Source organism: Tateyamaria sp. ANG-S1 (assembly GCF_000814025.1).
GTDB lineage: Bacteria > Pseudomonadota > Alphaproteobacteria > Rhodobacterales > Rhodobacteraceae > Tateyamaria.
Genome location: NZ_JWLL01000004.1, coordinates 1 through 20,663, shown reverse-complemented (window position 1 = coordinate 20,663; position 20,663 = coordinate 1). Strand labels below are relative to the sequence as shown.

22 protein-coding genes and 1 pseudogene are annotated in these 20,663 nt (G+C 64.1%); 7 read left to right on the top strand and 16 right to left on the bottom strand.

Features of this window, described 5'->3' with window-relative positions; all coding sequences use genetic code 11:
• The first annotated feature begins 41 nt into the window (after positions 1-41).
• The 3 genes from RA29_RS06245 (at position 42) to RA29_RS06235 (ending at position 2,084) form a co-directional block, all read left to right on the top strand.
• Positions 42-422: a VOC family protein gene (locus RA29_RS06245; protein ID WP_039684139.1), complete on the top strand. Its 381-nt coding sequence runs from the start codon at positions 42-44 to the stop codon at positions 420-422.
• Between the two features lie 176 nt (positions 423-598).
• On the top strand, positions 599-1,069 hold the full coding sequence (greA, locus tag RA29_RS06240) for a transcription elongation factor GreA (protein ID WP_039684136.1): 471 nt from the start codon (positions 599-601) through the stop codon (positions 1,067-1,069).
• 4 nt (positions 1,070-1,073) lie between these two features.
• On the top strand, positions 1,074-2,084 hold the full coding sequence (locus tag RA29_RS06235) for a hypothetical protein (protein ID WP_082029456.1): 1,011 nt from the start codon (positions 1,074-1,076) through the stop codon (positions 2,082-2,084).
• On the opposite strand, the gene RA29_RS06230 is transcribed toward RA29_RS06235, so the two are convergent.
• From RA29_RS06230 to RA29_RS06205, 6 genes are read right to left on the bottom strand one after another with little or no spacing between them, the layout of a single operon-like run.
• Positions 2,085-2,678: a chemotaxis protein CheB gene (locus RA29_RS06230; RefSeq protein WP_039684132.1), complete on the bottom strand. Its 594-nt coding sequence runs from the start codon at positions 2,676-2,678 to the stop codon at positions 2,085-2,087. It lies immediately after the preceding gene.
• A 39-nt stretch (positions 2,679-2,717) separates the two neighbouring features.
• On the bottom strand, positions 2,718-3,962 hold the full coding sequence (gene glp, locus RA29_RS23820; protein ID WP_342666389.1) for a gephyrin-like molybdotransferase Glp: 1,245 nt from the start codon (positions 3,960-3,962) through the stop codon (positions 2,718-2,720).
• Positions 3,949-4,860 carry a hypothetical protein gene (locus tag RA29_RS23815; RefSeq protein WP_052249506.1) on the bottom strand — a complete coding sequence of 304 codons (912 nt, stop codon included), beginning with the start codon at positions 4,858-4,860 and terminating at the stop codon, positions 3,949-3,951. The genes glp and RA29_RS23815 overlap by 14 nt, the downstream gene beginning before the upstream one ends.
• Positions 4,857-5,348: a molybdopterin-guanine dinucleotide biosynthesis protein B gene (gene mobB / locus RA29_RS06215; RefSeq protein WP_039684129.1), complete on the bottom strand. Its 492-nt coding sequence runs from the start codon at positions 5,346-5,348 to the stop codon at positions 4,857-4,859. The genes RA29_RS23815 and mobB overlap by 4 nt, the downstream gene beginning before the upstream one ends.
• Positions 5,345-5,959, bottom strand: a complete 615-nt coding sequence (gene mobA / locus RA29_RS06210) for a molybdenum cofactor guanylyltransferase MobA (RefSeq protein ID WP_039684126.1) — start codon at positions 5,957-5,959, stop codon at positions 5,345-5,347. The genes mobB and mobA overlap by 4 nt, the downstream gene beginning before the upstream one ends.
• Positions 5,956-6,843: a formate dehydrogenase accessory sulfurtransferase FdhD gene (locus RA29_RS06205; RefSeq protein ID WP_039684125.1), complete on the bottom strand. Its 888-nt coding sequence runs from the start codon at positions 6,841-6,843 to the stop codon at positions 5,956-5,958. The genes mobA and RA29_RS06205 overlap by 4 nt, the downstream gene beginning before the upstream one ends.
• A gap of 49 nt (positions 6,844-6,892) precedes the next feature.
• Here RA29_RS06205 and RA29_RS06200 point away from each other — a divergent pair, with 49 nt between their 5' ends.
• Positions 6,893-7,603 (top strand): AzlC family ABC transporter permease, encoded by a 711-nt coding sequence (locus tag RA29_RS06200; RefSeq protein ID WP_039684123.1) that lies wholly within the window; start codon positions 6,893-6,895, stop codon positions 7,601-7,603.
• Positions 7,600-7,920 (top strand): AzlD domain-containing protein, encoded by a 321-nt coding sequence (locus tag RA29_RS06195; RefSeq protein ID WP_039684120.1) that lies wholly within the window; start codon positions 7,600-7,602, stop codon positions 7,918-7,920. The genes RA29_RS06200 and RA29_RS06195 overlap by 4 nt, the downstream gene beginning before the upstream one ends.
• Before the next feature lie 51 nt (positions 7,921-7,971).
• Here RA29_RS06195 and RA29_RS06190 read toward each other — a convergent pair whose 3' ends face one another.
• The 5 genes from RA29_RS06190 to RA29_RS06170 form a co-directional block, all read right to left on the bottom strand.
• Positions 7,972-8,577, bottom strand: a complete 606-nt coding sequence (locus tag RA29_RS06190; protein ID WP_039684118.1) for a hypothetical protein — start codon at positions 8,575-8,577, stop codon at positions 7,972-7,974.
• A gap of 57 nt (positions 8,578-8,634) precedes the next feature.
• The gene (locus RA29_RS06185; protein ID WP_039684116.1) at positions 8,635-8,769 is read right to left on the bottom strand and encodes an aa3-type cytochrome c oxidase subunit IV; all 135 of its coding nucleotides are present in this window, start codon (positions 8,767-8,769) and stop codon (positions 8,635-8,637) included.
• An 81-nt stretch (positions 8,770-8,850) separates the two neighbouring features.
• Positions 8,851-9,309 (bottom strand): DUF6173 family protein, encoded by a 459-nt coding sequence (locus tag RA29_RS06180; protein ID WP_039684499.1) that lies wholly within the window; start codon positions 9,307-9,309, stop codon positions 8,851-8,853.
• A gap of 23 nt (positions 9,310-9,332) precedes the next feature.
• Positions 9,333-10,379, bottom strand: a complete 1,047-nt coding sequence (locus RA29_RS06175; protein WP_039684115.1) for an MBL fold metallo-hydrolase — start codon at positions 10,377-10,379, stop codon at positions 9,333-9,335.
• Complete coding sequence (locus tag RA29_RS06170; protein WP_039684113.1) at positions 10,379-12,085, bottom strand: acyl-CoA dehydrogenase; 1,707 nt, start codon at positions 12,083-12,085, stop codon at positions 10,379-10,381. Before RA29_RS06170 ends, RA29_RS06175 begins: the two co-directional genes overlap by 1 nt.
• A 136-nt stretch (positions 12,086-12,221) precedes the next feature.
• On the opposite strand from RA29_RS06170, the gene RA29_RS06165 reads away from it, so the two are divergent.
• Positions 12,222-13,157 carry an L-threonylcarbamoyladenylate synthase gene (locus RA29_RS06165; protein ID WP_039684498.1) on the top strand — a complete coding sequence of 312 codons (936 nt, stop codon included), beginning with the start codon at positions 12,222-12,224 and terminating at the stop codon, positions 13,155-13,157.
• Here RA29_RS06165 and RA29_RS06160 read toward each other — a convergent pair.
• The gene (locus RA29_RS06160; RefSeq protein ID WP_039684496.1) at positions 13,154-13,705 is read right to left on the bottom strand and encodes a YqgE/AlgH family protein; all 552 of its coding nucleotides are present in this window, start codon (positions 13,703-13,705) and stop codon (positions 13,154-13,156) included. The genes RA29_RS06165 and RA29_RS06160 overlap by 4 nt on opposite strands.
• A gap of 175 nt (positions 13,706-13,880) precedes the next feature.
• Between RA29_RS06160 and RA29_RS06155 the strand changes: the two genes are divergently transcribed.
• Entirely contained in the window at positions 13,881-14,693 is an 813-nt protein-coding gene (locus RA29_RS06155; protein WP_039684111.1) for a protein-disulfide reductase DsbD domain-containing protein, read from the top strand.
• Here the strand turns inward: RA29_RS06155 and RA29_RS06150 are convergent.
• The 4 genes and pseudogenes from RA29_RS06150 to RA29_RS23160 all read right to left on the bottom strand — a co-directional run.
• A complete protein-coding gene (locus RA29_RS06150; protein WP_039684109.1) occupies positions 14,690-18,307 on the bottom strand; it encodes an efflux RND transporter permease subunit in 3,618 nt (1,205 codons plus the stop codon). The genes RA29_RS06155 and RA29_RS06150 overlap by 4 nt on opposite strands.
• Entirely contained in the window at positions 18,308-19,774 is a 1,467-nt protein-coding gene (locus RA29_RS06145; protein WP_039684107.1) for an HlyD family efflux transporter periplasmic adaptor subunit, read from the bottom strand.
• Positions 19,775-19,870: 96 nt separating this feature from the next.
• Positions 19,871-20,413, bottom strand: coding sequence for a molybdenum cofactor biosynthesis protein B (gene moaB, locus RA29_RS06140; protein ID WP_039684105.1), 543 nt, complete (start codon positions 20,411-20,413; stop codon positions 19,871-19,873).
• Positions 20,410-20,663: pseudogene (locus RA29_RS23160) on the bottom strand (LysE family translocator); the annotation flags it as partial. The gene moaB and the pseudogene RA29_RS23160, both read right to left, overlap by 4 nt.

Below are 20,663 nucleotides of genomic sequence, written 5' to 3'. Positions count from 1 at the left end.
CCAACCGCAAAGGGAAGGTAAAATGACGAAAGGACCAAACCATGCCAGCCATGCTCGAACACACCAATCTGACCGTCTCGAACCCCGATACAACCGCCGCATGGATGTGCGACCTCTTTGGCTGGCACATCCGGTGGGCCGGCAACGCGATGGAGGACGGGCGCACCGTCCACGTCGGAACGGACAAGCATTATCTCGCGCTCTACACGCAGGCCACGGCGGCAAAGGGCAGTGAAAGCTCCTACGCCACCATCGGCGGGCTGAACCACATCGCCATCGTGACGGACGACCTTGAACAGATCGAAAACGGCGCGCGGGCCAAAGGGTTCCGCGTGGGCCAGCACCACGACTACGAACCAGGCCGCCGCTTCTACTTCCACGACGACGACAATATCGAATTCGAAGTGGTCCAATACGACTAGGCCAGCCTGCGCCAGTCTCTTTCTTCTGGCTGAAAATACTTCGGGGGAGTCGCGCAAGCGACCGGGGCTGGCCCCCATACCCCCTTGCATTCCCCCGCCCCATTGGGTCAGGTAACACCCATCGCAAACAACGGCGGCTCCAACGCGGGCCGCCGCAGTTTATTAGGACGACGCCGATGGAAAAGATCCCGATGACCCGCGCCGGTGCCACCGCACTGGAAACGGAACTCAAGCACCTCAAGACCGAGGAACGCCCCGCCATCATCAAGGCGATTGCCGAGGCGCGCGAACATGGTGACCTGTCGGAAAACGCCGAATACCACTCGGCCAAGGAAAAGCAGTCCTTTGTCGAGGGCCGGATCAAAGAACTCGAAGGCGTGATTTCGCTCGCCGACATCATCGACACGTCAAAGATGTCAGGCGCCATCAAGTTCGGCGCCACCGTCACGCTCGTGGACGAGGACACGGACGAGGAAAAGACCTACCAGATCGTAGGCGAATACGAGGCCAACATCGAAAAAGGCCTTTTGAACATAAAATCGCCCATCGCGCGGGCACTGATCGGCAAGGAAGAGGGCGACAGCGTCGAGGTGCGCACACCGGGCGGTGAAAAGTCCTATGAAGTCCTGAAAATCAGCTATAGCTGAGGCCATGGCCGAAAAGCCCGAACCACAGACGCGCCCGACACCGCTGGGAATCTACGACAAACCCAGCGCCGAAGGCATCACAGGCATCGAAGTCGCTGCCCTGATCCTGACAGCCGTCTGGCTCGTGGGGGCTGCCGCCTATTTCCTGCTTGCCGGTGATGATCCGGCGGGAACCGGCGAGGGGTTGCGCTTTCTGATCACGATGCTCGCCATCTTCATGCCGGTGGCGATGATCTGGGTCGCGGCCACGGCCGCCCGCTCCAGCAAGGTGATGCGCGAGGAAAGCCAGCGCCTGCAAACCGCCATCGATGCGATCCGGCAGGCCTATATTGCGCAAAACCAGGGCCGCAACGTGGCGGATGAGCCCTCGGTCGCCCGCAAGCTCGACGAGATCGCCGCCGCCACGCGCAAAACGGAAACCGCGCTCGCCACGTTCCAAAGCAGGCGCGAACAGGCCCCCGCACCCCAGCAGGTCGCACAGCCCGAGGTCACAGGCGATCAACCCGCCCTCGCCCTCGGCACCAGCGCCGAGGACATCGCCCCGCCCCTCGCCGCGGAGGATTTTATCCGCGCCCTCAACTTCCCCGAAACGGCGGAGGACGAGGAAGGGTTCGCGGCGCTGCGCAAGGCCATGCGCGACCGCACGACCGCGCAACTGGTTCAGGCCGCTCAGGACATCCTCACCCTGCTCAGCCAGGACGGCATCTACATGGACGATCTGCGCCCCGATCGCGCGCGCCCCGAGGTGTGGCGCCAGTTTGCCCAAGGTGCCCGTGGCCGCGCCGTGGCACCGCTCGGTGGTGTAAGGGATCGTTCATCCTTGGCCCTCTCGGCGGGTCGGATGAAGCAGGACCCGATTTTCCGCGACGCCGCGCACCACTTCCTGCGCCGCTTTGATCAGACGGTTTCGGCCTTCACAGAAACCGCCACGGATGCCGAGATTTCAGCCCTCAGCGACACCCGTACCGCGCGCGCGTTCATGCTGCTGGGCCGGGTGGCGGGCACGTTTGACTAGCTAGCTGGCCCGCACCAAACCGCGCGACCCCACAAGCTCAAGCAGCCGCCCTGCAATATCCTCGGCCTGAAGCACCGCGTCCGGGTGATCATGCAGCACAATGCTGGCTGGCATCGACGGATAGTCCGCCTCTGCCGGGGCCTGCACCAGCATCACCCCTCCCACAGCGTGGACGTCCTGCGCCCCTTCGGTGCCGTCATTGAGGTTGCCCGACAGAACAACCGCGACCGTGCCCGCGCCGTAATGTTCGGCCGCGCTGCGAAACAGCAGGTTGACCGAGGGCTGGAACCGCGCCGCATCGGGCAGACGCCCAAGGCGCAGCACACGCCCTTCGATCCGCGTGTGTTCCCCGCCAGGACAGACCGCGATCACACCCCGCTCCAGCGCCTGCCCGTCGGTGGCCTTGCGCACCGGCAACGATGCCGTCCGGGTCAGGACCTCGGTCAACTGGCTCAGCCGTCCACCGTGGATCGCCACCACAATGGGCGCATTAAGGTTGTGCGGCAGGACGCTCAGCACTTCGGTCATCGGCTTGAGACCGCCAGCGGACGCGCCGATGACGATGATGTGCTCTTGATTGTGTGATTGGGTCATGCGGCCAAAGCATAGGGTGCGGGCCGGGGATTGCCACGCCTAAGCGCCAAAGCCCGACCAAGGAATGAAGCGCACCGGATCGCCCGGCGCAACGCTCATCGCCTCATCGGGCAGCTCCACCAGCCCTTCGGCCCAACTGAGCCCGCTGATCCGGCCCGATCCTTCGGAGGCAAAAACGTCTACCCGACCGCCGCGCATCCGCGCCCGCAGAAACTCGCGCCGCCCCGCTTTCTTCGTTTTGGAAAACGCGGCGGGCACCATGAAACCTTCAGGCTGCAACCACTCCGCCCCGGCCAGAGTAGCCAGTGCAGGTGCGCCGAAAACGAGGGTGCACACCATGGCCGCCACCGGGTTGCCTGGCAGGCCAAAGACCGGCTTGCCCTGCCACATCCCCAGCGCCAAGGGCCGCCCCGGCTTGATCGCGATGCGCCACAGCGCCATCGCCCCCGCTTCGTTCAACAGGGCCGAGACATGGTCCGCATCCCCTGCCGACGCACCACCGCTGGTAAAGATCACGTCCACCTGCCTCGCCGCATCATCAAGCCGCGCACGCAAGGCATCGCGGTCATCGCGGACGTGACCGAGGTCAACGGCTGCACGTCCCAGCCGGGACATCAGGCCCATCAGCATGGGCCGGTTCGCATCATAGATCTGGCCCGGCCCGGCGTCATCACCGGGCTGCACCAATTCGTCACCTGTCGATAGGATACCCACCCGCAGCGGGCGGCGGGCGGTCACTTCGGACACACCGACGGCGGACAGCAAGGCAAGGTCGGCAGGCGTCAGCTTGCGCCCTGCACGCGCGATCACGTCGCCAGCTTTCACATCCTCGCCCGCCTTGCGCGTGTTGGCGCCTTGCTTGATCGGGCCGGTGAAGTGGATGGCGCTGTCTTTGACCTCGACATCCTCTTGCAAGATGACCGTGTCGACGCCAGGGGGAAGGGCGGCGCCGGTGAGGATGCGGATGGCTGTCCCCGCGGGGACACTTGTGTCGGGGGTCGCTCCGGCGGGCATATGTTGCGCGACGAGCGAGATGTGGTGGCCACCCTCCCCGCGTCCGTTAAGGAAACCGTAACCATCTACGGCGGTGTTCGGCAGTGGAGGATGCGCGCGCGGGGCTGTGATGTCAGTTGCGAGGATGCGGTCGAGGGCGCCCGAGACGGGTACTGTTTCGGTACCCACCACGCAGGAGAGCCGGGTGCGGAGGTCGGCGAGCGCCTCGTCCACGGGGGTCCAGTGGACACCGGGCGGCAAGGCAAAACAGTCGTTCTTAAGCGGCGGCATCGGTGTCCTCGGCATGGGAAACAAGCTCGGCAGTGTGACCCGCGCCAAGTATCCAGGCTTCTTCGCGTGCGGCGTCCGGCAAGTCGGTCATCCATGCATGGAGCGTGGCGGCGGGCAGGCGTGACAGGGCGGTGGCGAGCAGGCGGACCTGCACTGCGTCGCGGATGTCGTCCGATTGTGTGGTCTTGACCGCTGGTTCGATAAGACCGGGCCAAATCTCGGCCAACACAACAGGCGCATAGGTAAAATCTTCAAAGGGCCAGACGGCGACGTCGGGGCGCTGGCGCAGCCGGTTCAATGTGGGCAGTCCCATCAGGATTTGTCCGCCTACAGTCGGCGGAAAGGCCAATTGAAAACAGCTTGAGGCGGCCTTGGCCGCCAGATCGCAGGTGCGCCGTTCGGGGATCGTGTCGTAGATGATCCCGGCTTTGCGGTAGGGCACGCCCGACCAGTCGGTCTGGTTGGGCTTGCCCCAGAACGGGCCCGGGCCTTCGAATTGCGCGTTCATCTCTTCGGCCACGGCGTAACGATTGTTCGTGCCGTCTGGCGTGTCAGTGATGCGCGTACTGATCCAGTCCCAAAGGGCGAAGGGATCGTCGCTGCCGGTGATGTGACGGGCGAGACCCTGCGGGTATCCGAAGGGAAAATCGAAACTGAGAAGAAGCCTGCGCCCTGCGGCTACTTCGGCGTCGATGATCTGCCTTATCTGTGCCTCGGCGTCCTGCCGCGACCGGCAGTAGATCGGGTCTTTGGCGACGCCGTGGCGCGCAATCCCCAGCCAGATCGCATCCTTGCTGGGCCGCGCGGGGCGGCGTTTGCCTGCGGACCAGTCGGCCACGACAATGGTGTCGAACACCGCGCCGGTGTCGCACACCGCGCCGGTGTCGCTGACATTCAAAGCCCGACCTCGGACAGGATGAAATCGGCAATCGACTTGGTGTCGTTCAGGTCGAAGACCGGGCGATCCATGTCGAGTGCCGTATCACTGGCGATCGCGCGGATCGTGGGGTCGTCAGGGGCGATAAGCGGATTGCCCGTCTCGGCCCTGTGCGCCTCGACCTTGGGGTGGGCGTCGCGCTTATAGCCCTCGACCAGCACCAGATCGACGGGGCTGAGCCGTTTGAGCAGGTGATCGAGCGTCGGTTCGTCTTGATCGCGCAGCTCCTGCATCAGCGCAACGCGGTTGCGGGAAGCCAGCAGAACCTCGGAGGCCCCCGCGACGCGGTGGCGGTGGCTGTCCTTGCCCGGGTGGTCCACGTCGAAGGTGTGGTGGGCATGCTTGACGGTCGAAACGGTGATGCCGCGCCCGGTGATTTCGGTCACGAGCCGTTCCATCAGGCCGGTTTTGCCTGCATTTTTCCAGCCAACGACGCCGTAAATCTTCATTGTAGTTCCTTGGCTATGGTCTTGGCCCGCTCCAGATCAGCGGGGGTGTTCACGTTGAAAAAGGCATCTTCGTCGGGGAAGAGTGCTGTGCGGCCATCGTGTTTATCGGTCCAGAGGACGACCTTGCGCAGACCGTCCTGAAGGGCCGCCCGCAGGTCGTCGCGGAGTGCCACGGGCCAGAGGCCGAAGGTGGGGTGCCGCGCCTTGCCCCGTTTCAGGTCGGGCGTGGCGGCGAGGGCGAGCGGGTGCTGCATCCCTTCGGTCGCGAGTTGCAGGCGTGGCACGAGATCGCAGGGGAAGAAGGGTGTATCGGCGGCGGCGGTGACGATGGTGTCAGCGCCTTGGGTTGCCGCCCAGTCGAGACCGGCCAGTACGCCCGCGAGGGGGCCTGCGAAACCGTTGATGCTGTCGGGGATGACAGGCATTTTCAGGTCGGCAAAGCGCGCCGGGTCGCCGTTGGCGTTGAGCGCGAGCCCGTCCACTTGGGGTGACAGCCGGTCGATGACGTGGTCGATCAGGCGCGTGTCGCCAGCACGCAGCAACCCTTTGTCGCCACCGCCCATGCGCGTGGCTTGCCCGCCCGCGAGGATCACGCCCAAAGGTGGTTTCATGCCGCGCCCTTGCGTCCTGCGCCCTTGGGTTCATCGCGGACGCTAGCGGGGTCAGTGTCGCGGATCAGCCGTTCTTCTCCGCTCAGGCAGACGAAGCGTTGGCCGCGCATGCGCCCGATGAGGGTGAGGCCCACCTCGCGTGCGATCTCAACGCCCCAGGCGGTGAAGCCGGAGCGGGAGGCGAGGACGGGGATACCCATGAGCGCCGTTTTTATGACCATTTCCGAGGTAAGGCGGCCAGTGGTGTAGAGGATCTTGTCCGCCGGGTCGGACCCGTTCTGCAGCATCCAGCCGGCCACTTTGTCGACGGCGTTGTGGCGGCCCACATCCTCCATGTAGACAAGCGGCTGGTCCTGCTGGCAGAGCACCGTGCCGTGGATCGCGCCCGCTTCGAGGTAGAGGGATGGGGTGCGGTTGATGGTGGCTGAGAGGGCATAGAGCCAGGAGGTGCGGACCTCGGCCTGTGGCAGCGTGGTGTCCTCCAGCCCCTCCATCATGTCACCGAAGACGGTGCCGACGGCGCAGCCGCTGGTGCGGGTTTTCTTCTTCAGCTTGTCTTCGTGGTTGGTGGGCGTGGCGGTGCGCACGACGACGGTTTCGAGTTCCTCGTCATAGTCCACGCGCGTAACGGTGTCGGCATCGGTCAGCATCCGTTGGTTGCGCAAGAAGCCGAGGGCCAGGTAATCAGGGTAGTCCCCGATGGTCATGGCCGTCACAATCTCCTGTGAATTCAGGTAGATGGTAAGGGGGCGTTCTTCGACCACGCTGATCTGCGTTTCGGCCCCGGTGTGGTCGTGGCCCGTCACCGCACGGGTGAGCCGCGCGGCCCCGGGATCGGGCGCGATCAGGTATCCAGTCGTGTCGCTGTCACGTGCCAATTGCATCCTCCCCGGGCAGCGCCTACATCTTGCCGGGTTACATTAAGGCCCCCTCATGCCCATCACCACCACCAAATCCGCTTTTTGGGCGGGCGTGCGCGACGGCGCACCGTTTATCTTCGTGGCTGGCCCCTTTGCGCTGCTCTTTGGTGTGTTGGCGACCGAGGCCGGGCTGAATGTGTTCGAGGTGATGACGTTTTCCCTGGTGGTGATTGCGGGGGCAGCGCAGTTTACCGCATTGCAGGTCATGGAGAATGATGCGCCGACCGTTATTGTGATCCTGTCGGCGTTGGCGGTGAACCTGCGGGTGGCGATGTATTCCGCCGCCTTGACCCCGTACTTGGGTCGCGCGCCGCTGTGGCAGCGGGTGTTTGCGGCGTATCTGCTGGTCGATCAAAGCTATGCCCTGAGCCACGCGAAGTTTGACGCGGAGCCGGAGCTGAGCGTGCCGCAGCGGATGGCGTACTACTTTGGCAGCTGCCTGCTGGTCATGATCGTCTGGTTCGGGATGAGCTATCTGGGCGCCGCTGTGGGCACGCAATTGCCGCAGGACCTGCCGCTCGACTTTGCCCTACCCATCGCGTTCCTGTCGATGGTCGCACCGATGGTCCGGACCCTGCCGCATCTTGTGGCGGCCGTGGTGGCGGTGATCGTGGGACTACTGGCTGTGCCGGTCCCCTACTCGCTGGGCCTGATCATCGCGGGGGCGGCGGGCATGATGGCGGGCGCGCAGGCCGAGGTGATGCTGAAGGGGCGCGGGGCATGATCGACAGTGCGACCCTCTGGACGGTGATCATTGGGCTGGGCGTGGGCAGCTTCTTGCTGCGCTTCACCTTTCTGGGTTTCGTGGGGGACAGGCCCCTGCCCGAATGGCTGTTGCGGCACCTGCGCTACACGGCGGTCGCAATCCTGCCAGCGCTTGTCGCTCCATTGGTGGTCTATTCTGGTGAGAACGGCAGTACGGACATCACGCGCGTGGTCGCTGCGCTGGCGACGCTCGGGGTGGGCATGTGGACACGAAATGTGTTTGCGGCCATTGGTGCGGGTGCTGTCACGCTGATCGTGCTGGTCTACGTCCTTTGACGGGACGGTGGGCGGGGCGGCTTTGACGCAGTCAAACAGCGTCCGGCCCCGTCAGTCGGCGATCACCAGCTTTTCGATGCCGTCGACGATGGTGCCTTCATCATCCTCGAAATACTTTTCCTCGACCACACCGGGATAGGAGGCCATCTGCTCCATCAGTTTGGTGGGAAAGAATGTGCTTTTGATGCTTTCGAATCCTGGCACCTGGCGCAGCAATGCGGTGTTGGCGCTGGTGCAGAAGGCACGGGGCACAGCACCATTGCTTTGCGCCAGACGCAAGGCGACTTCGGCCTGTTCGGGGGTCACTTCGACCGTCTGGCTGACCACGTGATAGGTGCTGCGGGCATGGGCGCTTTTGTAGCCCTTCAGCACGGCGGGCGACACGCCGTAAAGCACGTCTTCCTGTTCCGGCACACGGTCGTTCACGAAAGAGCCCGCGGGGTCAAAGATCACCCGCTGGCTGCCGTTGATCATCAGGGCCGAATGCCCGCCCGAGCCGTCGCGGTTTGACACCATCGTCAGAACGGTCAGCGTTGCGGGCCCCGGTTCGCGATAGGCGACAGAGGCAACGCGCGCGTCAGAGGCATAGGGGGCTTCGGGCGGTGCGGCACAGCCTGCAAGCACGCCGCACACCGCAAGGACTGCAAACCAACGCATTCCCGACACTCCCCAATGACTTTCTTAAATCACGTAGTTTGAAAAAACGCGCTTAGATCAGGAAATAAAGATCGCCATGCCGACCAGCAGGACGAGGATGATGACCACCGACCACGTCACCCAGGACATGAACCCGTCAAAGGTCTTTTCCTGCGCTTCGATGTCCATCTCACCGATTTTGTGTTCCGCCATGTTCCGGTTCCCTTCGAATTCAGCTTGGGCCGCGCTTTAAAGCATCACGCGCACCCTGTCACTGCGTCTTTGCAGCACGCCCTAGTCATCTTCCAGATCCTGCGCGAGCCGGAAGCCGATGCGGCGCGGTTCGGCCTGTTCCACGGCCTTTGGCAGGGCCCGCAGCATGACGTTGAGTTGGCTCACATGCTGGATCGCCTGCGTTTTGGCCCCTGCCCCGTCCATCCCGTAGAAGGTCACGATGTCTGGCGGGAAGTATCCCATGCCTTCGATTCGCAGCACGCCCGCATCGCCGCCCGTGAACCCCATCGCCATCTCGTGTTCGTTATCCAGGCTTTCCTCGAAGTTCTTGAGGTAGAGGATGATGCGTTCATAGGCCCATTGCGCGGGGCTTTTCTGTTCGGTGGGTGTCTTGGTGACGCCTTTGGGCACCGGCTGATCGGCCGCGTTGCGCGCACCGGGTTCGCAATGGACCTCGTGTGCGCGCGGCAGGGCCGCCGCCTCGACCGCTTCGGCGGCGGTGTTGATCTGGCTGGTGATGTCGTCGGTCATGGTTCTGCCCCCTATTCGGCGGCTTGGTAGACCCAGGCGCCGTCCTCGCGTTTGTGGCGGGTGGCCCGCCCTTCTTGGTAAAGGTGCGACAGATGCGCGACGGCTTCAACCAGGGCGAGGCCGTATTCACCGTCGCCGATGGTCCGCTTGAAGAGCGGGGCGAAACACTCGGAGGCAGCCTTGGGCGTGTCGATGTACTCTATGAGGCGTTTGAGCGCGCCATGATGGTTGTCGATCAGTTGCCGCATCCGCGTGGGCAGGCCGGTGAAGGGCAACTTGTGACCGCCGAGGACGAGGTGGTCGTCCTGCGCCAGCAGCCGCAGCCGTTCGCAGGCTTCCAGCCAGTCAGCGATGGGATCGGCCATGGGTTCGGTGGCGTAGACGCCGATGTTCGGGCTGATCGAGGGCAGAATCTGATCGCCCGACAGGACGATATTGTCATCCCGGCTCCAGAAGGTCGCATGTTCGGGGGCGTGACCGTTGCCGATATGGATGTCCCAGGTGCGCCCACCGATCCGGATCGTGTCGCCCTGTTTGATCCGTGTGTAGCCAAGCGGCATGGGGGCGACGATGTCGCCGAAGTTGAACGGGCGCTCTTTGGCCCTTTGGGCCAACATCGCAGGGTCCATGCCTGCACTGCGGTAGAAATTGAGTGACTCTTCGGTCGGGGTGTCCTGTACGTCCAGCGTCAGCATTCGGGCGAAGAGCCACGCGGTGCGCGTGGTGATGAGGTCCGCGCCGAAGTCGGATTGCAGCCAGCCTGCGAGGCCGACATGGTCGGGGTGATGGTGTGTGACGATGACCCGTGTGATCGGCTTGCCGCCGAGCGGGCCGTCCATCAGGGATTGCCAGATGGCTTTCGTTTTCTTCGATGCAAAGCCGGTGTCGATCACCGTCCAGCCGTCGCCGTCATCCAGCGCGTAGACGTTCACGTGGTCGAGCTTCATCGGCAGCGGTAGTCGCATCCACAGGATGCCGGGGGCCACTTCGATGGCCTGCCCATGCTCCGGCGGCTCCGCCCACGGGTATCTCAGTCCGGTGGGCGGGAGGTCTTTCATCAGGCGGCGAACTCTTCTGGCGTCAGTGCATAGACGTCGTAGTCGCCCGCCTGCGCCTGCGCAAGCAGGCTGTCATGCTCGGGCAGGAGCCGCTGGATGTAGAAGCGCGCCACCTTCTCGTGCGCACCGCCCTGGTCGTTGAGGGCGGAGGCGAGGTGGATGTGCCCGCCGAGCACCCGCGCGAAGGCGCGAAGGTAGGGCACGGCACCGGCAAAGCGGACGCGGTGGTTTTGTGCGATCATCCATTCGGTTGTTTCGCGCAGGGTTTCGCTGGCCTGCCAGACGGCTTCCGCCATCTTGGGGAAGGTCGCGCGGGCCTCTTCTGCCGCCGCTTCGATTTCGTCAAAGATGCGGGCGGCGGCTTCGCCCCCGTCCATCATCTTGCGGGCGACAAGGTCCATGGCCTGAATGCCATTGGTGCCTTCGTAAATCGTGGTCACACGCACGTCGCGGGCGTATTGAGCAGCGCCCGTTTCCTCGACAAAACCCATGCCGCCGTGGACCTGGATGCCCATGCCAGCCACTTCGTTGCCGATGTCGGTGCCGAAGGCTTTGGCGATTGGGGTCAGGAGTGCTGCGCGCGCCTTCCACGTGTCCTCATCCGTTGCCGTCGTCATGTCGATGGCCACCGCGCACATCAGTGCGATGCCACGGGCGGCGTAGGTTTCGGCCCGCATGGTCATCAGCATGCGGCGTACGTCGGCGTGATCGATGATGGTGCCGGTATCGCCCTCAGTCTTGCCCTGCTTGCGGTCGAGCGCGTAGCCCAGTGCGTGCTGGTAGGCGCCTTCGGCTGCCCCCACGCCCTGACCGCCCACACCAAGGCGCGCGTTGTTCATCATGGTGAACATGGCCGCCATGCCGCCGCCCTCGGGGCCGACAAGCCAGCCCTTGGCGCCATCGTACTGCATCACGCAGGTCGGCGAGCCGTGCAGGCCCATCTTGTGTTCGAGGCTGACGACCTTGAGCGAGTTGGCCACCCCCGCATTGCCGTTCTCGTCGGGGATGTTGCGCGGTACAAGAAACAGGCTGATGCCTTTGGTTCCGGCAGGTGCGCCCGGCAGGCGGGCGAGCACGAGGTGGCAGACGTTGTCGGTGATGTCGTTGTCACCCCAGGAGATGTAGATCTTTTGGCCGGTGACGGCGTAGGTGCCGTCGCCATTGTCTTCGGCCTTGGAACTCAGCGCACCCACGTCCGAGCCCGCCTGCGGCTCGGTCAGGTTCATGGTGCCCGTCCACTCGCCCGAGATCAGCTTGGGCAGGTAGAGGTCCTTGATCGCGTCCGAGGCGTGATGCTCCAGCGCCTCGATCTGGCCCTGGGTCATCAGGGGCGCGAGTTGCAGCGACAGGCAGGCTGCGCTCATCATCTCGTTCACCGCTGTCGTCACGGTCATGGGCAGGCCCATGCCGCCATATTCGGGATCCGCCGCGATACCGACCCAACCCCCTTCGGCGATGGCGCGGTAGCCTTCGGCAAAGCCGGGAGAGGTCCGTACGACACCGTTTTCGAGATGCGCGGGGTGCAGGTCACCGGCGCGTTGCAGGGGCGCGATCACGTCCTCGCAGAGCTTGCCCGCTTCGGTCACGATCGCAGTGGTGACATCCGGTGTCGCATCGGCAAAGCGCTCGGTCGCCACGACCTGGTCCAACCCGACGACGTGGTCAAAGAGAAAGGTGTAATCATCAACGGGGGCGCGGTACGGCATGGATCAGCTCCGGAGTAGCAAAGTCTTGGCAAGCGACACGAGGGCGCTTAAAGGGCCATGTTTGAAATCATAAATGCGACTGGTGTCGCGATATCGCAACTCAAACGCCGCGTCACGCGACGACAGGTCAACACCGATGCCCAACATTGAAACAGCCCTCCTCGCGCCCGACGCTGCCGGGATTGCCGAGGCCGCACGGCTGCTGAGCGCGGGTGGGCTTGTGTCGTTTCCGACGGAGACGGTCTATGGCCTGGGTGGGGATGCGCGGAACGGAACCGCCGTTGCGCGGATATTCGAGGCCAAAGGGCGGCCCAGTTTCAACCCGCTGATTGTGCATGTGCCGGATGTGGACACGGCGCGGCGCTATGCTGACATTTCAGGCACGCTGGAGACCCTCGCACGGCGGTTCTGGCCCGGTCCCCTGACGCTGGTGGCACCGCTGAAAGACGGGCACGGCTTGTCACCGCTGGTGACGGCGGGGCTTGAGACGCTTGCGATCCGGGTGCCGTCGCATCCCGTGGCACAGGATGTGCTGCGCGTGTTCGACGGGCCGGTCGCGGCACCATCGGCCAATCCGTCCGGGCGGATCAGCCCCACGACGGCAGCGCATGTGATGGCCGGGCTGCACGGTCGGATCGACGCGGTGGTGGATGCGGGCGCGTGTGATGTTGGCCTGGAATCCACCATCGTCGGAGGCGCGCCGCTTGCGCTTTTGCGCCCGGGTGGCCTGGCCAAAGAAGACATCGAAGCGGTCACCGGCCCCTTGGCACAAGCGGGCGAGGCGATCACGGCACCGGGGCAGCTGTCGTCACACTATGCACCCGATGCCATCGTCAGGTTGAATGCGAACATCGCTAATCCGGGCGAGCTGCTATTGGGCTTTGGCCCCATGCAGTCGGACCTGAACCTGTCTGTAGCGGGCGATCTGGTCGAGGCGGCGGCGAACCTGTTTGATCATCTGCATACGCTGGATGCCACGGGCAAACCCATCGCCGTGGCACCGATCCCGAATTGCGGGCTGGGTCAGGCCATCAATGACAGATTGCGTCGCGCAGCGGCGCCGCGCGGCTAGGCGCGCCCTGCCGCACCGGACAGGCCCAGCGGGTCGATCCCCAGCGCATTCAGCGCCTTTATCCATTTCGACGTATCACCGGTGCCGAACACAAGCTGCGGGGTGGCACCAACGGTCAGCCAGCCATTGCGGGCAATCTCACCCTCCAGCTGCCCCGGGCCCCATCCCGCATAGCCCAGCATGACAAGCGCACGCTCCGGACCGTCGCCGATGGCAATGTCTTCAAGCACGTCCTGCGTTGCCGTCATCCCGAATGCGCCAACCTCAAGCGTTTGCAGGCGCGAGGTGTAGTCAGCCCCGTGCAGGACAAAGCCGCGCTGGGTTTCGACCGGGCCACCGAAATGCACTGGGTGCTTGCGGGCCGGATCGCTGCCCGAAATCTCAAGCTGGTCCAGCAATTCGCCAAGGGTCATGTCAACCGCGGGCTTGTTCACGATCAGGCCCATGGCCCCATCGTCCGAATGCGCGCAGATAAAGACCACCGAACGGTCAAAGCGCGGATCGCCCATGCCCGGCATGGCGACCAGAAGCTGTCCGGTCAAATCCAGGGTCGTGGCCCCCGCTATCGCCTGTTCATGTGTCATTTGCACATAACATGACGTGAGGGCACGCCCGGCGCAACTGGAGGATGTGCCGCAGGCGAGCCATCGCGCACCGTTTCGTTACAGCGAGTTGACCGGGACGTGACTTGGCTTTGAACAGGTGACTCTGCATGTAGAGAGTATGAAAAAACGTGTTCTTTGCCTTGCTGCAGCCCTTGCTGCTGTGACCGCCCTGCCCAGCTTTGCACAGGGCCGGTTTGACGATGTCGTGCAGACCGAGGTTATTCAGGGCTGGGACCTGCCTAATGGTCAACGGCTCGCTGCCGTGCGGCTTGTGCTTGCTCCGGGGTGGAAGACGTACTGGCGCGCGCCGGGCGATGCCGGCATTCCGCCGCATTTCGACTGGTCCCGCGCCCGCAATATCGGCGCTGTCAGCCTGAGTTGGCCAACGCCGGAGGTTCATAAGCAGAACGGGATGCGTTCGATCGGGTATACCGATCAGGTGGTCATCCCCATGCACATTACCCCAGCCAAACCGGGTCAGCCCATGCGGTTGCGTACGACCCTTTCCATGGGCGTCTGTTCCGACGTGTGCATCCCGCATACGGTCAAGATTGACGAAATGCTGGACAGCCCCGATCTGACCCCCACGCCCAGCATCGTAGCAGCACTGGCAGACATGCCGTATTCGGCGTCTGAGGCCGAGGTGCAATCCGCCACGTGCCGTCTGCGTCCGACAGAGCACGGCATGCAGATTGAGGCTCATGTGGCCCTGCCCCACACCGGTGGGACGGAGGTGGCCGTGATCGAACCCGGCGTCCCCGATGTCTGGGTGAGCGAGGCGCGCACCTCGCGTTCCGGCAATACGGTTGTGGCTGTGTCCGACATGGTGCACGCCAGCGGCGGTGCCTTTGCCGTGGACCGGTCCGATGTGCGTATCACCATTCTGGGCGCAAACTATGCGGTGGATGTGCAGGGCTGCACCGCCGGTTAAACCGCGCTGCGCCACCGCGTGATCTGCAAGACAAGCGCGCCGACCACGTAACCCACAAAACCCAGCGTCAGAACCCCGGCTGCAAACACAATCAGCGCCGCACTCAATTCCGCCCGGTCTGCAAGGGCGGGCAGCGCCTCTGTCAGCGCGGGCAGCAAATCCCCCGTGATCAGCGTGTACCCCATGGTCGCGCCGAACCAACCCAGAACGATCGCCCAAAGTGCCACAAATCCCCAGCGCACGGCGGCTGCCGGGGCCGCCAACCCCCGCCGCATCGCCTTGATCTGGCGCGAGACATCGTGCTGCACGGCCACAAGCGCAGGCACCACCAAGAGCACCAGCACCATGCCGAAGCCCAGACCGTAGACCAGTGTGATGATTGTGGGTTTCAGGAACTGCGCCTGTTGCGATGTCTCGTACAGCAGCGGGGTCATGCCGAGCACGGTGGTCAGTGTCGTCAGCATCACGGGCCGCAGACGGTCCGCCGCGCCGTCAATGATCGACGGGACCAGCCCCCGATCCTTCGCGTAGTCGTCGATGGTCGTGACCAGCACGATACTGTCGTTGATGATGATCCCCGTCATACCCAGCAGGCCCACGACCGTGAACATGCTGAGCGGTACGTCCCACAAATGGTGGCCATAGATGGTACCCACAAGGCCGAAGGGGATGATCGCCATCACAACAATGGGCCGGGTCCAACTGGCAAAGACCCAGGCGAGGACGAGATAGATGCCTGTCAGGCACAGGACGAGGCCGGTCAGGCTGTCAGACAGGAATTCATCTTCCTGCTCGCTCAGTCCGGCCTTGCGGAACTCCACCTGCCGTTCGGCAGCGATGGTGGGCAAGATTTCTTCCTCAAGCGCGCGGTTGATCTCGGTCGCACGGGCCGGGTCGTCTTCGGAGATGTCGCCCGTGACGGAGATGAGGCGGATGCCGTTTTCACGCCGGACGGTCGAAAAGCCCGTGCGCTGCTCGACGCTCACGATGTCAGCGAGGGGGACGTAGCCGCCATCAGGCGTGCGCATTTGCGTGCGGTCCAGGAAGTCGGCGGTCAACTCGCCCTCGGGCAGTTCTACCCGGATGGTCGCACTGCGGGGGCCGTCGGGGAAGGTCGCCGCTTCGATCCCGTTCAGCCGGTCGCGCAGCGCGCTGCCCAGGGTGTCGATGGTGAAGCCCAGCGCCTGGCCTTGGGCGGTCAGATCAAGGATCAACTCCTCCTTGTCGAAGGCGAGATTGTCCTCGACCGCGCTCACCTCCGGGTACTGCAACAGCGCGCGCTTCAGATCCTCCGCTGCGGCCTTTAACGTGTCGGTGTCGTTGCCATAGAACTGCACGTCCAGCGCATCACCGCCTGGCCCTGACCGCCAACCGCGGAAGCTGATGGTTTCGACCAGTGGGTGGCGCACGACCGTGTCCTGCAACTCGGCCACGAAGGCGAAGGAAGAATAGGGGCGCAGGTCGGCGTCAATCAACTCGATGGAGATACCGCCCAGCAGATCGGCATCCTTCGCCTCGACCCCGCTTAGGCCACGGCCCGCATTCCCGCCAATCTCGGCGATCACGTAAACGAGCGGATTGCGGCCATAGCGCTCTTCATATTGCGCGCCCAGCGCCTCGGTCGCGCGCTGCATCTCGCGCATCATGGCGAGCGTGTCGGCGCGGGTTGCGCCTTCGACCATGGCGAAATTGCCGGTGACCGATCCACGCTCGGGCGCGTTGAAAAACCGCCATTGCACGTCGCGCTCTATGAACAGGGCCAGTTGGCTTGCCAACACAACGCACACGCCCGCCAGCACGACATAACGGGCGGCGATGACGCCCGCCATCATCGGGCGGAAGAGCCGCTCGCGCATCCATTCGAACCCGGCGTTCACGATAACTGACGGGGTATCGAGCCCTTTGGTGCCCATTGCCAGCACCCAACGCGCCTTGAGCCGACGCGGGGCCAGTAGGAAAGCCGCCGCCATAATGGTGGGCCCGGCCAACATATAAGGCCACGCATCAACGAAACCGGCGATGCTTTCGGACCAGATGACATAGCCGACGGCCCCCGACACGACGGCCGACAGAACGGCCACGCTCGCAAGGGCAACGGCCAGCTTCAAACGGCTGAAGCGCGGCTTGTCCGACGCGGCCAGTGCATGGCCCATATGGTGCGGCAGGATCAGGAAGCATTCGACAAGGGATGCCACCAGCACCGCAATCACGGTAAAAGGAATGTCGCGGATCAGATCACCAAAGCGCCCGCCGACAGCGATCAGACCAAAGAAGGCAATGACCGTCGTCAGGGTCGCAGCAAATACTGGCATCGCCATGCGCCGCGCCGCATTTTCCGCCGCGACGAGCGGCGGTTCGCCCCATGCGCGGTGGCGATGGTCGGCATGTTCGCCCACGACGATGGCGTCATCGACGACGATCCCCAGCGTAATGATCAACCCGAAAAGCGACACCATGTTGATGGTGATCCCACCCACATACATCAGAGCGATAGCGGCAAGCAGAGCCACCGGAATGCCTGCTGCGACCCAAAAGGCCGTGCGTGCGTTCAAAAAGAGGAAGAGCAAAGCGATGACGAGACCCAGACCCACCATCGCATTGTCGAGCAGGATATTCAGGCGCGCCGAAATTGCCTCTGCCCGCGTGCGGATCAATTCGACCGAGACGGAGGGCGGCAAAGTGGCCTGCAACTCGGCCGCGACCTCTGTCACTGTCGCCTGCATGGCAATGGCGTCGCCGTTGTTGGACCGGTCCACACGGATGGACACGGCGGGATCATCGCCCACGAAATAGCTGCGGTTCCGCGCCGCCCCAAGTTGCAGGACTGTCGCGACATCGCGCACCAGCAGCTTCGAACCATCGGGGTTCGAGCGCACGACAATGCCTCCAATCTCTTCGGGCGTGCGCTTTTGCGTACCGGTGCGCACACGGGCATTGGCGCCGGTCACATTACCGGCGGGGTCGGTATCAACCTCTGCGGCGATGGCGGCGGCAATCTCGGACATAGTGACTTCGTTCGCGATCAGCGAAAGCGACGGCACCTCGACCAGCACCTGCGGCGCGGCGAAACCGCGAATAGTGGTGCGGGTGACGCCCGCCGCAAAGAGGCGCACTACGAATTCATCGGCAAACAGGCCCAATTGCTGCGGGCCGACTGGCCCGGTGATCACAACATCCGTCACCCGGTCGCGCCATGCGCCGCGTCGGACGGTCGGCTCGTCCGCGTCGTCCGGCAGGGTCGTGACCGCATCCACCGCGGTCTGCACGTCATCCGCGGCACGGGCCATATCCCAGCCCGGCTCGAACTCCAGCGTGATGGTGGCCGACCCTTCGGTAGATCGGGATTCAGTGCTCTCAACCCCTTCGACCGCCAAAAGACCCGGTTCCAGCACCTGCACGATGCCTGCATCCACGTCCTCGGCCCCTGCCCCGTCCCAGGACACGTTCACGCGCACATTGTCGACGATCACATCGGGGAAAAACTGGGCCCGCATGTTGGGTACAGCGGCAACACCCGCGACCAGCATGACCAGCAGAAGCAGGTTGGCAACGGTCCGGTGACGGACAAAATAGCTGAGGATGCCCCCCGCTGCCTCTGGTATCTGCCGCGCCACCTAGCCCCCCATCCGGCTTTCCAGCCGGGCGACCATCTGCGCAGGCACGCGGGTTTCGGCAAGGCTTGCCAAAACCCGTTCCTTGGCGTCTGCTGGCATCCGCTGGTTCGCCTCGACAAAGGCGACGAGCCGGGCGCGTCGTTCCTCGGTCAACTCCACCATCTCGGGTTCGAGTGGCGCGTCGGAAGCCGCATCTGCCTCCGGACGCAGGGGCCGCACGGAGATACCCGCGCCCAGCAGGGGCGAGCGTGCCTCGACCACGTCGCGCCCCACGATGGCATCACCGCTAACCAGCACGTCGTCGCCCTGCCGACGCAGAAGCGTGACGTCTGCTTCCTCCAGACGGTTGTCCTCCCCCAGAACCAGAACCGTGTTTGCCGCATCGACCGCCGATGCGGGCAGGCGCACGACCGCATCCAGCGGCGGCTCTGCCACGGCAACGGTTACGAAATCGCCGGGCTTGAACCCCAGCCCGGTATCCAGCCGGGCAAAGACCAGACGACCCGTCTGCATATCCCCGCCACCGGCGCTGGCACGGCTGACCGTGCCGGTGGCCGCCAGATCAATGCCAACCACATCCAATGTCACCGTCACCGGTGCGCGGATCACGCCGCCCTCTTCATTCAACAGACGCGAGAACTGCGCGGTCGAGACGCGAAAGCGTACCTCAAGCGCACCGGGGTCGATCAGCGTGGCCAATTGTTCGTTGGCGGACACAAGACGCCCGGCCACGACGCTGGTGTCATTGAGCGTACCATCAAAAGGGGCCGTAACAGTCGTGTCATCCAGCGTCCGCTGCGCCTCGTCCAGCGCGATGCGGGCGCGGGCCAGTTGGGTTGCGGCCTGATCAATGCGCGCCTCTGCGCTGGTCACAACCTGCCGCCGTGCCAACACCGCCTGACGTGCGGAGGATGCGGCCAATTCCGCGCTTTCGACGGCTGCGGCGGTGCCGACACCGCGCGTTTGCAGGTCCTGTTGCCGCTGGAATGCACGTTCCTGCAGGTTGGCCTGCACTTGTGCGGCCTGTTCCTCGTCCCGGGCCAGCACCAGCGCGCGGTCTGCATCGCGCACCTCGGCCTCCGCATCCAGAAGGTCCGCTTCGGCCCGGGCAAAGGCTGCTTCGGCATTGGCAGGATCAATCCGCACAAGCACCTGACCCTCGGTCACATCCCCGCCATCCTCGAACCCGTCGGCCAGTTCGATCACGCGGCCCGCGGTTGCAGCGCGCAGTTCCAGCGTGCGGCGGCTCGCAATCTCGCCAAACGCTTCGAGCACGGGCGTCTCTGTCGCCGCCTCGGCCCGTACCACACCTACGGCAAAGACACGCTCGCGGGCGGGCGGTGTGCGCGGTTCCTCAGACAGCCGTGCCTGCACGGCGCTGCCCACGATGGACCCGGCATAGGCAAGCAGCCCCAGACTGAGCGCGGCCAACACCAGGCCGATCACGCTTTGCCTCAAAAATCTCATTTCGTTGTACGCCCTTAGTCGCCTCTACGGCATCGTATCATAATCTAGGAGCGCCCGGAAAATGTCCAAGCAACAAAGCTGTTACGCAGCGGCGCGCTATTTCCGTCGCTGATGTTCGTCCAAACGCGGTAAAATTTCGACGAAATTGCAGGGCCGGTGCCGATAATCGAGCTGGCGGCCCAGAATTTCGTCCCACGCATCCTTGCACGCCCCCGGACTGCCCGGCAGCGCAAAAAGGTAGGTGCCGTTGCACACGCCCCCTGTCGCGCGGCTTTGCACCGCGCTGGTCCCGATCTTTTGCATCGACACAATGGTGAAGACTGTGCCGAAGGCGTCGATCTCTTTTTCATAGACATCACGATGCGCTTCGACCGTCACATCGCGGCCCGTTAGACCGGTGCCACCGGTGGACAGAACCACGTCAATCTCCGGATCATCGCACCAGGCACGCAACTGCGCTGCAATCAGCGCCCGTTCATCCGGAAGCACCTTGCGATCGGCCAGCACATGCCCCGCATCCGTCAACCTGCCTACCAGCACGTCACCCGACCGGTCCTCGTCCAGCGACCGCGTGTCACTGACCGTCAGAACGGCGATCCGAATGGCAATGAAATCAAGGCTTTCGTCAATACGGCTCATGGGCGCGCTCCGGCAAAGGCGACGCGGGCAGCCAGGGCGCCAAAGCCCCCCGCCGTTACCCAGCGCAGCACACGTTCAATGATCGGGTTCCGGGCCAGCGCGCGACCCAGACCACCGGCGGTCATGCCCACGCCTGACTTCACGATGAAGCCCAACACCGCAATTGTGCCGCCGTAGATCAGGAATTGCGGCAGGATCGGCTGTGCCGGGTCCACGAACTGCGGAATGAACGCGAGGATAAACAGGATAA

Coding starts and splice junctions, on each gene's coding strand:
- moaB (WP_039684105.1), bottom strand. CDS start 20,413: ATGAGCCGTATTGACGAAAGCCTTGATTTCATTGCCATTCGGATCGCC.
- RA29_RS06190 (WP_039684118.1), bottom strand. CDS start 8,577: ATGCGTTGGTTTGCAGTCCTTGCGGTGTGCGGCGTGCTTGCAGGCTGT.
- RA29_RS06175 (WP_039684115.1), bottom strand. CDS start 10,379: ATGAAAGACCTCCCGCCCACCGGACTGAGATACCCGTGGGCGGAGCCG.
- greA (WP_039684136.1), top strand. CDS start 599: ATGGAAAAGATCCCGATGACCCGCGCCGGTGCCACCGCACTGGAAACG.
- RA29_RS06230 (WP_039684132.1), bottom strand. CDS start 2,678: ATGACCCAATCACACAATCAAGAGCACATCATCGTCATCGGCGCGTCC.
- mobB (WP_039684129.1), bottom strand. CDS start 5,348: ATGAAGATTTACGGCGTCGTTGGCTGGAAAAATGCAGGCAAAACCGGC.
- RA29_RS06205 (WP_039684125.1), bottom strand. CDS start 6,843: ATGCAATTGGCACGTGACAGCGACACGACTGGATACCTGATCGCGCCC.
- RA29_RS06155 (WP_039684111.1), top strand. CDS start 13,881: ATGAAAAAACGTGTTCTTTGCCTTGCTGCAGCCCTTGCTGCTGTGACC.
- RA29_RS06195 (WP_039684120.1), top strand. CDS start 7,600: ATGATCGACAGTGCGACCCTCTGGACGGTGATCATTGGGCTGGGCGTG.
- RA29_RS06165 (WP_039684498.1), top strand. CDS start 12,222: ATGCCCAACATTGAAACAGCCCTCCTCGCGCCCGACGCTGCCGGGATT.
- RA29_RS06170 (WP_039684113.1), bottom strand. CDS start 12,085: ATGCCGTACCGCGCCCCCGTTGATGATTACACCTTTCTCTTTGACCAC.
- RA29_RS06235 (WP_082029456.1), top strand. CDS start 1,074: ATGGCCGAAAAGCCCGAACCACAGACGCGCCCGACACCGCTGGGAATC.
- glp (WP_342666389.1), bottom strand. CDS start 3,962: ATGCCGCCGCTTAAGAACGACTGTTTTGCCTTGCCGCCCGGTGTCCAC.
- mobA (WP_039684126.1), bottom strand. CDS start 5,959: ATGAAACCACCTTTGGGCGTGATCCTCGCGGGCGGGCAAGCCACGCGC.
- RA29_RS06145 (WP_039684107.1), bottom strand. CDS start 19,774: ATGAGATTTTTGAGGCAAAGCGTGATCGGCCTGGTGTTGGCCGCGCTC.
- RA29_RS06200 (WP_039684123.1), top strand. CDS start 6,893: ATGCCCATCACCACCACCAAATCCGCTTTTTGGGCGGGCGTGCGCGAC.
- RA29_RS06185 (WP_039684116.1), bottom strand. CDS start 8,769: ATGGCGGAACACAAAATCGGTGAGATGGACATCGAAGCGCAGGAAAAG.
- RA29_RS06245 (WP_039684139.1), top strand. CDS start 42: ATGCCAGCCATGCTCGAACACACCAATCTGACCGTCTCGAACCCCGAT.